Consider the following 9,272-nt stretch of genomic DNA (forward strand, 5'->3'; position numbering starts at 1 on the left):
GCCGCAGCCGTGGAAGCGCGCCGCCGCCGCCGCCGTCGCCGCCGCCCCTCCCGCCAGCGCCGCGCGCTGATCCGTACGCATTGAAAGCGTACTTGTTGAAAGCGAACTTGTTGAAAGTCTAACTACATGCCACAATTTTTCATCAACCGCCCCGTCTTTGCGTGGGTGGTGGCGGTCTTTATCGTCCTGTTCGGACTGATCGCCATACCGCAATTGCCGATTGCGCGCTTCCCTTCGGTGGCGCCGCCCAGCGTCAGCATCAGCGCCAGCTATCCCGGCGCCACGCCGCAAACCATGAACGATTCCGTGGTCGGCCTGATCGAGCGCGAACTGTCCGGCGTCAAGCACCTGCTGTATTTCGAGTCGTCCACCGATACATCGGGCTCGGCCTCGATCAACATCACCTTCCAGCCGGGCACCGACCCGGAAATGGCGCAGGTGGACGTGCAGAACCGCCTGAAAGCGATCGAGCCGCGCCTGCCGCAAGCCGTGCGGCAGAACGGCCTGATGGTCGAGTCGGCGTCGTCCGGCTTTTTGATGATCGTCAGTTTGATCTCCGACAATGGCCAGCATGATGAAGTGGCGCTGGGCGACTACCTGGCGCGCAACGTGACGGAAGAGCTGCGCCGCATCCCCGGCGTGGGCAAGGTGCAGCTGTTCGGCTCCGAGCGTGCCATGCGCATCTGGGTCGACCCGGCCAAGCTGGTGTCGTACAACATCGCCATGGGCGACATCACGGCTGCCGTGACGCAGCAAAATGCGCAGATCGCCCCGGGCCGCCTGGGCGATTCGCCTTCCGTGCACGGCCAGCGCGTGACCATTCCCCTGACGGTGCAGGGCCAGCTGCATACGCCGGCCGAATTTGCCGCCATCGTCCTGCGCGCCAATGCCGACGGCTCGAAAGTGACCATCGGCGACGTGGCGAGAGTGGCGCTGGGCGCGCAAAGCTTCAATTTCAGCATCCGCGAAAACGGCCAGGCCGCTTCGGGCGCCGCCATCATGCTGTCGCCGGGCGCCAATGCCGTGCAGACGGCGGCCGCCGTGCGCGAGCGCATGGCCGAACTGGCGCACACGATGCCGGCCGGGATCAAGTACACGGTGCCGTTCGATACGGCGCCGTTCGTGAAGATCTCGATCGAAAAGGTCGTCGCCACCTTGCTCGAAGCCATGGTGCTGGTGTTCCTCGTCATGTATCTGTTCCTGCAAAAGATACGCTACACCCTGATTCCCGCCATCGTCGCGCCGATCGCGCTGCTGGGCACCTTCACGGTGATGCTGATGGCCGGCTATTCGGTCAACGTGCTGACCATGTTCGGCATGGTGCTGGCCATCGGCATCATCGTCGACGACGCCATCGTGGTGGTGGAAGCGGTGGAGCGCCTGATGGCCACCGAAGGCCTGTCGCCGAAGGAGGCGACGTCAAAAGCCATGCGCGAAATCACCGGCGCGGTCGTGGGCATCACCCTGGTGCTGACGGCCGTGTTCATCCCGATGGCGCTGGCCAGCGGTTCCGTGGGCGCCATCTACCGCCAGTTCACCCTGGCCATGGCCGTCTCGATCCTGTTCTCGGCGTTTTTGGCCTTGAGCCTGACGCCGGCCCTGTGCGCCACCATGTTGAAACCAATCGGCCCGCACGACCACGATAAAAAAGGCTTTTTCCTGTGGTTCGACCGCCAATTTGACCGCATGACGGCGCGCTACGAAGCGGGCGTGGTGGCGATGCTGAAACGCGCGGGGCGTTCGATGTTTGTCTACGGCGCCATCGTCGCGGCCCTGGGCGTGGCCTTCGTGCAGCTGCCGTCGGCCTTTTTGCCCGAGGAAGACCAGGGCTACTTCATGACGTCGATCCAGCTGCCGTCCGACGCCACCATGGAGCGCACGCTCGATGTCGTCAAGCTGTACGAACAGCACGTGGCGTCGCGCCCCGGCATCGAGGTGAACCAGTCGTTGCTCGGTTTCAGCTTCTCCGGCTCCGGCCCGAACGCGGCCCTGGCCTTCACCATGCTGAAGGACTGGAAAGAGCGCCACGGCGCCACGGCGCAGGAGGAAGTGGCGCTGGCGCAGGAAGCCATGGCGCAGGCGAAGGAGGGCATGATCATGAGCCTGATGCCGCCCGCCATTGATGAACTGGGCAATTCGTCCGGCTTTTCGCTGCGCCTGCAAGACCGCGCCGGCCAGGGCGTCGAAGCCTTGCAGGCGGCGCAGAACCAGCTGCTGGGCCTGGCCGCGCAAAGCGCCAAGGTGGCGGGCGTGTATCCGGACGGCTTGCCGCCCGGCGCCAGCGTGCGCCTCGACATCGACCGCGCCAAGGCCGAAGCGCTGGGCGTGCCGTTCACGGCCGTGGGCGACATGCTGACGGCGGCCATGGGCTCGACCTATGTCAACGATTTTCCGAATGCCGGCCGCATGCAGCAGGTGATCATCCAGGCCGATGCGCCGTCGCGCATGCAGTTGAACGACGTGCTGGCCTTGCGCATCCGCAATAACGCGGGCGGCATGGTGGCGCTGGGCGAGCTGGTGCGCCCCGTCTGGAGCGAGTCGCCGCTGCAGCTGGTGCGCTACCAGGGCTATCCGTCGGCGCGCATCTCGGGCAGCGCGGCGCCGGGCGTATCGAGCGGCGACGCCATGCTGGAAATGGAACGGCTCGTGAAGCAGTTGCCGCCCGGCTTCGCGCTGGCGTGGACGGGCCAGTCGCTGCAAGAGAAGGAATCGGCCTCGCAGGCGCCCATGCTGATGGCGCTGTCGATGCTGGTGGTCTTCCTCGTGCTGGCGGCCCTGTACGAAAGCTGGTCGATTCCCGTCTCCGTCATGCTCGTCGTGCCTTTGGGCTTGCTGGGCGCCGTGCTGGCCGTGATGGTGCGCGGCATGCCGAACGATGTGTTCTTCAAGGTGGGCATGATCACGATCATCGGCCTGTCGGCAAAGAATGCCATCCTGATCGTCGAATATGCGCGCCAGCTGCAGGCGCAGGGCAAGGGACTGGTGGAAGCGACGGTGGAAGCTGCCCGCCTGCGCCTGCGCCCGATTTTGATGACGTCGCTGGCGTTTGCGCTGGGCGTGGTGCCGCTGATGCTGGCCACGGGCGCCAGCGCCGAAACCCAGCACGCGATCGGCACGGGCGTGTTCGGCGGGATGATCACCGCCACCGTGCTGGCCGTGTTTTTCGTGCCCGTGTTCTTTGTCGTGGTGCTGGGCGCCGTCGACAAGGCGGGCCGCTATTTCAAAAAACGCAATCGCGCCGCAATCAACGCGGTGGAAGGAGAATCGTAATGCGTTGCATATTTATTATGCCCGTGGCCGCGCTGGCCTTGTCGGCCTGTACCCTGACGCCGCCGCTGGCCAGGCCGGCGCCGCCCATTCCCGCCAGCTACAGTGTGGCCGAGGCGTACGCGCCCGGCACGGCCGCTGATCTCGGCTGGCGCCAGATGCTGCTCGATGCGCGCCTGCAGCGCCTCGTCGATATCGCGCTGGAAAACAACCGCGACCTGCGCGTGGCCTCGCTCAACGTGGAAGCCGTGCGGGCCCAGTACCAGATCCAGGATGCGGGCCGCTATCCGGCCATCGGCGCGAATGCGGGAGGCAGGCGCCAGCGCGGCGCCGATGCCACGCTTCAAAACACGTTCACGGCCGGCATCGCCATGAGCGCGTTCGAGATCGACCTGTTCGGCCGCCTGCGCTCGCTGTCTGACGCGGCGTTTGCCCGCTACCTGGCGACGCAGCAGGGACAGCGCGCCGCACACATGGCCCTGATCGGCGGCGTGGCCGACGCCTACCTGGAGCAGCGCCTGGCCGAGGAACAGCTGGCGCTGGCGCGGCAAACGCTGGCTGACTGGCGCCAGGCGCTGGCGCTGACGCAGCGCCTGCACGGCGCGCAGCAGGGCAGTGGCCTTGACGTGGCGCAAGCCGAAGGCCAGGCCGCCACGGCGGAAGCGGACGTGCAGGCGCGCGTCCGGGCCAGCTCATTGGCGCGCAACAACCTGGAACTGCTGCTCGGTGCGCCGCTGCCGGCCGATCTGCCGGCGGGCCGCGCGCTCGACGGCCGGCCCGTGCTGACGCAGCTGCCGCCCGGCCTGCCGTCGGATTTGCTGGCGCGCCGTCCCGACATCCTGCAGGCCGAATACGCGCTGGTGGCGGCAAATGCGGAAATCGGCGCCGCCCGCGCCGCCTTTTTCCCCCGCCTGTCGCTGACGGCGTCGCTGGGCCTGGCCAGTCCGGAACTGGGCGACCTGTTCCGCGGCAGCGCGCGCAGCTGGTCGTTCGCGCCGCAAGTGACGCAGCCGCTGTTCCAGGGCGGCCAGCTGCGCGCCGAACTGCAGCTGTCGCGCCTGCGCAAGGACGTGGCCGTGCTGCAGTACGAGCAGGCGATCCAGGCGGCGTTTCGCGAGGTGCGCGACGGCCTGGCCGGCAGCGCCACGTATGCGCAGCAGATCGCCGCGCAAGAGCGCGTGGTGGCGGCGGCGCGCCAGCGCCTGCGCCTGTCGCAGCTGCGCTATGACGCGGGCCAGGACAGCCGGCTGGAACTGCTCGACGCGCAGCGCCAGTCGTATGCGGCCCAGCAAGCCCTGCTCGACGCACGGCGCGACCAGTTCAAGTCGGCCGTGGCGCTGTACAAGGCGCTGGGCGGCGGGCTGGAAGAGTAGGCGCGACGCGCGGCCGTGCCGCTTCACGGCCGCGCGTCGCGCTCCTTGAGCATCTGACGGAAATAGAAGTACATCGCCACCATGCACAATACGAGGGCGGCGGGGATGACGATGCCGTCGGACAGGTGGGCCAGGAAGGGATCGCAGATCAGCAGGCCGACGAAGATGGCGGCGGCCAGGGCGGCGCCCGCCAGCGGCACCAGATAGTATTTTTGCAAGACGGGCCGCACGCCGCACCAGCGCAGATAGGCAATGCCGGCGAGGGCCAGCGCGATGGCCAGCACGTCGAGCGCAAAGCGCAGCGGCCAGCGGTTTTCGCAAATGAACTTGCACGCGACGCTGTCCGCTTCGCCGGGCGGGCTGCGGAAATGGTCCTGGATGCAGTCCTCCACCAGCTGCGAGACCTGGCAGCGCGAGATGCCAGGAACGGCCGTCTTGCCTGCATCGGCATTATTGGGCTTGGTGCCGGGCCAGAAACCCACGCCGCCAAAATTCTGTTCGAAGTAAATCAGGTCATCTTCAAGCTGCGACCAGCTCTGGCCATCGAAATTGATCACCGGGACCATGCGCCGCAGCACGGCCATGCGGCCGCTGCCATGGATGGCCTGTTCCACTTCCTCGCGCAGGGCTTTCTTGCTGAATGTCGTCGGTTCGCCTAGCAGCACCAGATAGCGCGGCTGCACGAAGTCGTCGGCCGACGGTTCCGCTCCCAGCGTGTGCCGCAGCTTGCTCCTGGCCCAGCCATACAGGGCCGATTGCGTGTTCGGCGGCGCGATCGGCACCATGGCCTCCAGCTTGTCGTAGCGGTAGATGCCGTGGTTCAGTTCCGCGTGCCGCATCATGATGTTCAGCTCGAATCCGCCGACCGTCAGGCGCTGGCGCAGGTCGGCGATGAACTGGTCGTACAGCGTCACCGAAGCGGCGTCGCGCGGATAGCCGTCGAAGTACAGCGTGACGCCATCGCCGCGCACCGGCGTCGCCGTCATGCCGAACGATAGCCAGGGCAGCATGCTCGACGGCAGCCCCGTCATGCGCGTCTCGAGCAGCCTGACGATGTTGGCCGCCAGGCGGTTCAGGATGGCGCCGCGGGTTTTGGACTCGATGCGCGGCCACTGCGCCCAGTCGGTACGGTGGACAACCCAGTCCACCTTGACGCGGTGGCGGCGCGCGGCCGTGATGAAATCCAGCTGCCGCGCCTGTGCGCCCGTAAACAGGTCGGCGATCCTGCGGCCGTCCGACGCCATTCTCAGCTCGCCGTTATTGTCGAAGGTCATGCCGTAGTAGTCGAGGCGCGACATCAGGCTGAAATCCGTCTTCTGCGGGGCGCCGCCCAGCCAGAATGGGTAGAAGCGGTAGACTTCCCCCTGCAGATTGTCGGTGTTGCAGCCGCACAGGTCCGATTCGAGCACGATGGGCTTCGATTGCGCGTAGCTGGGCGCCTTGCGCACGACGGCGTCGAACAGCGGACGATACCTGTCGTACAGCGCGGCCAGCGGCGCCGCCTCGCGGTGTTCCACGGTACACTCGCCGCTGGCCGACCACTGCTGCAGCTGCGCCGCCAGCCGCGGGTCGAGGCCCGCCAGCAGCGCCTGCGCGTCTTCCTCGCCCAGCCGCAGGCGTGCCTGGTTCTCCTGTTCCGCCAGCCCCAGGTTGTTGCGGCAGATGCCCAGGCCCACGCGCAGCCGGCCGATCACGGCCAGGTCGAACAGCGAGCGGCGCGGAAATTGCATGCCCACCAGGTCGGGCAGCAGCTTGGCCAGTTGGGGCGGCAATTGGGGCTGTTTCTGCAGCGCTTCCAGCACGTCCTGGCTGAGCTCATAGCCGGCCTCGGTACGGGCCGCCGCCTGCAGTTGCGGCAGCAGGGGGGCGGCGTCGATGCCGTCGGCCTTCAGCGTGGCCTGCACGGCTTCGTCGAATTCGGCCGCCGTCTTGAACAGGCCATCGTCAACCAGCGGATCGAGCGCCCGCAGCACGGCTGGCGTGTAGGCGGGCTGCGCCTCGATCGTGGCCAGGTCCGGCGCCGTCAGTCCGTACCAGTACACGGACAGGGGCGTGGTTTCGGCATCGACGCCGGTGTCCGGCGCTTCGGCGTGATAGCGCGCCAGCACCGGCGGCAGGGCCACGGGATCGACGGCCAGGCGGATGCGGTACAGCTCCGCCTTGTCCGGCTGGCGGTCGATCCAGCGGCCGAAAGCGGCGCTGAGCAGGTCGACGCGCCAGGCGGGATGGCGTTTCAGGCGCCCGACAAACTGCAGCAGCGTGTCCACCGAGCCTTCCGTCACGTTGCCGGCCGGTTCGATGTTGTAGTACAGCCAGAAGCGGCTGATGAAGGACAGCGTGATGGGGCCCACCACGCGGTCTGACAGCGGCTTGCTCGTCTCGGCGTAGGCAGCCTTGTAGGCGGCGTCGCCATCGAAGACATAGGCCAGCGCCTCCTGGATGCGCTGTTGCCGCGCGCGGTCGTAGTGCTGCAGCACCTCGACCGAGAGCAGGCGCGTGGCCGCCACGGGCTGGGGTGGCGGGGCCGGCGGAGTGTCGGCGCAGTGCGCAGGCGCGGCCAGGAGCAGGGCCAGCGCGGCGCAGGAGAGGACATGGTGGAATGGGGATGGTTTCATGGCGGGCTACAGAGTGCGTCCTTCCTTGATGAATTCTTTTTTAATCCCACGCAGCAGGTCGTCCGCACTGATGCGCGCCGCCGGCGGTGGTGGCTGCAGGGGCAGCATGGCATGGCGCCGCGCCGCGCGGATGGCCGCATAGCGCGCCACGTTGGCCAGCGCGCCGCCGGAGAGCACGTGCTTGTCGGCCAGGTCGGCCAGGTCGACGTCGGGCGCCAGCCTGGCCGGATCGGGGAACAGCTGCCGCCACAACCGCGCGCGCTGCAGCGCATCGGGCAGGGGAAAGTAGATGGCTGACTGGAAGCGCCGGGAAAACGCTTCGTCCAGGTTGGACTTGAGATTGGTGGCCAGGATGACGACGCCGGGGAAGTCCTCCACCCGCTGCAACAGGTAGGCGATTTCCTGGTTGGCGTGGCGGTCGTTCGAGGTGCTGCCTTCGGTGCGCTTGCCGAACAGCGCATCGGCTTCGTCGAAAAAGAGGATCCAGTTCTTGTTTTGCGCCTGGTCAAAGACGCTGGCCAGGTTTTTTTCCGTTTCGCCGATGTACTTGGAGACGAGCATGGACAGGTCGATGCGATATACGTCGACGCCGGCGGATTGGCCGAGCAGGGTGGCCGTCAGCGTCTTGCCCGTGCCGGGCGGCCCGTAGAACAGGGTGCGGTAGCCGGGTTTGACCATTCTTTCCAGGCCCCAGTCCTGCAGCAGCTGCCGGCCGCCGTGCAGCCAGGTACGGATCTGCTCGATGTCGTCCAGTACTTCGGGCGCCACCACCAGGTCATCCCAGGCCAGCGAAGTCGTGATCAGCTTGGCCGGGAAGCCGGCGCCAAAGTCGGGCTTGTGGTGCTGGCCGTTGGTAAAGCGGTTCAGGTAGTCCGTTTCCATGGCCAGCGCCGCGCGCAAGGCCGGTTCGCCGTTCTCCGGCGGCACGATTTTCAGCATCCCCTGCTGGGCAAAGAAGTGGCCAGCTTCGAACAGGCGCATCACCTCGAAACGCCGCTGCAGGTCGTCGCCGGCCAGGATGAACACGGCCGTTTCGCAGGTGGGCAGCAAGCCCGTGACCGCATTGCCGCGCAAGCCGCCAAATTCCGTGAACGGGCGTTCGATCAGCTTGTTGTGCGTCAGCAGCAAGTCGAGCACCTGGGGCCGCAGATGGGGCAGCAGCGCCAGTAGCAGCACCATGCGTTCGTCTGCGCTCATGCCGCCGTCGACGGCGCGGCGCACCGTCTGCGCATACACGGACGGGTCGTCCGCCAGGTCCGGCGGCGGGGCCGCAGGCTCGGGGGCGGGCTTGTCCGGCTGGACAAAATAGTGGTGGAAGCGGCATTCCAGCACCTGTTCGAACCAGGTGATTTCACGTTCGAGGCTGCGGGCATTGGCGCGCATTGCCTGCATATCAGCGCCAGTTGACATGGACTGCCCTTTCCATCCAGGGATGCTTGATGATTGAAAAAGACCAGGGCAGCGTGTCGAGCAGCATGTCGAAGGCGCCGGCTTCCACGCTGAGGCGCCAGGCGTCTTCGTGCAGATGCATGCTGCCCGGTCGCTGCAGGAAAGCCTGGCGCAAGCCGTCGGGCGAGGTATTGCCGATTTTTTTCCAGTGCTCGATCATGGCGCGCAACATCATCTCGATGGTGGCGCGCTCCTCTTCCGTGGCGATAATTTCGCGCACCACGGGCACGCTGGCGCTCACGCCGCACAATACCTTGTTCAAGCCCAGCAGATATTCGGGCTGGTCGCACTGGCCGTCGACGACGTACTGCAGCAGGTGCACGGCGCGTTCGGCCGCTTCGGCGTTCCTGAAGCGCGCGCCCTCCGTCAGTCCCAACATGCTGAACAGGCGCGGCATGTAGGGGCCGATCAGCACCAGGCCCGCGTTGGCCAGGTACAGCGTTTCACCTTCGGCCGGCACAGTACGAGGCGCCGCCGCGGACGCGCCCTCGTGCTGCGCCAGCGTCGGTTGCGGCGGCGCGATGCCCAGGCGCGCATGCAGGGCCGCGTGCAGGCGCGCCACCGCGGC

The 9,272-nt window shown here is 66.9% G+C and carries 5 protein-coding genes; 2 read left to right on the top strand and 3 right to left on the bottom strand.

Annotation, left to right across the window (positions count from 1 at the left end; genetic code table 11):
* The first annotated feature begins 126 nt into the window (after window positions 1-126).
* Window positions 127-3,270 carry an efflux RND transporter permease subunit gene (locus CBW50_RS27400; RefSeq protein WP_086148424.1) on the top strand — a complete coding sequence of 1,048 codons (3,144 nt, stop codon included), beginning with the start codon at window positions 127-129 and terminating at the stop codon, window positions 3,268-3,270.
* On the top strand, window positions 3,270-4,640 hold the full coding sequence (locus CBW50_RS27405; protein WP_086148425.1) for an efflux transporter outer membrane subunit: 1,371 nt from the start codon (window positions 3,270-3,272) through the stop codon (window positions 4,638-4,640). The genes CBW50_RS27400 and CBW50_RS27405 overlap by 1 nt, the downstream gene beginning before the upstream one ends.
* Window positions 4,641-4,663: 23 nt before the next feature.
* Here the strand turns inward: CBW50_RS27405 and CBW50_RS27410 are convergent, their stop codons facing one another.
* From CBW50_RS27410 to CBW50_RS29605, 3 genes are all read right to left on the bottom strand, one after another.
* Entirely contained in the window at window positions 4,664-7,255 is a 2,592-nt protein-coding gene (locus CBW50_RS27410) for a hypothetical protein (protein ID WP_086148426.1), read from the bottom strand.
* Between the two features lie 6 nt (window positions 7,256-7,261).
* Window positions 7,262-8,647: an ATP-binding protein gene (locus CBW50_RS27415; protein ID WP_086148427.1), complete on the bottom strand. Its 1,386-nt coding sequence runs from the start codon at window positions 8,645-8,647 to the stop codon at window positions 7,262-7,264.
* A gap of 1 nt (window position 8,648) precedes the next feature.
* Window positions 8,649-9,272, bottom strand: a 624-nt coding sequence (locus CBW50_RS29605) for a contractile injection system tape measure protein (RefSeq protein ID WP_253252014.1), incomplete at its 5' end; no start/stop codon positions are given.

It is taken from the genome of Janthinobacterium sp. GW458P (assembly GCF_002127585.1).
Classification (GTDB): domain Bacteria; phylum Pseudomonadota; class Gammaproteobacteria; order Burkholderiales; family Burkholderiaceae_D; genus Janthinobacterium.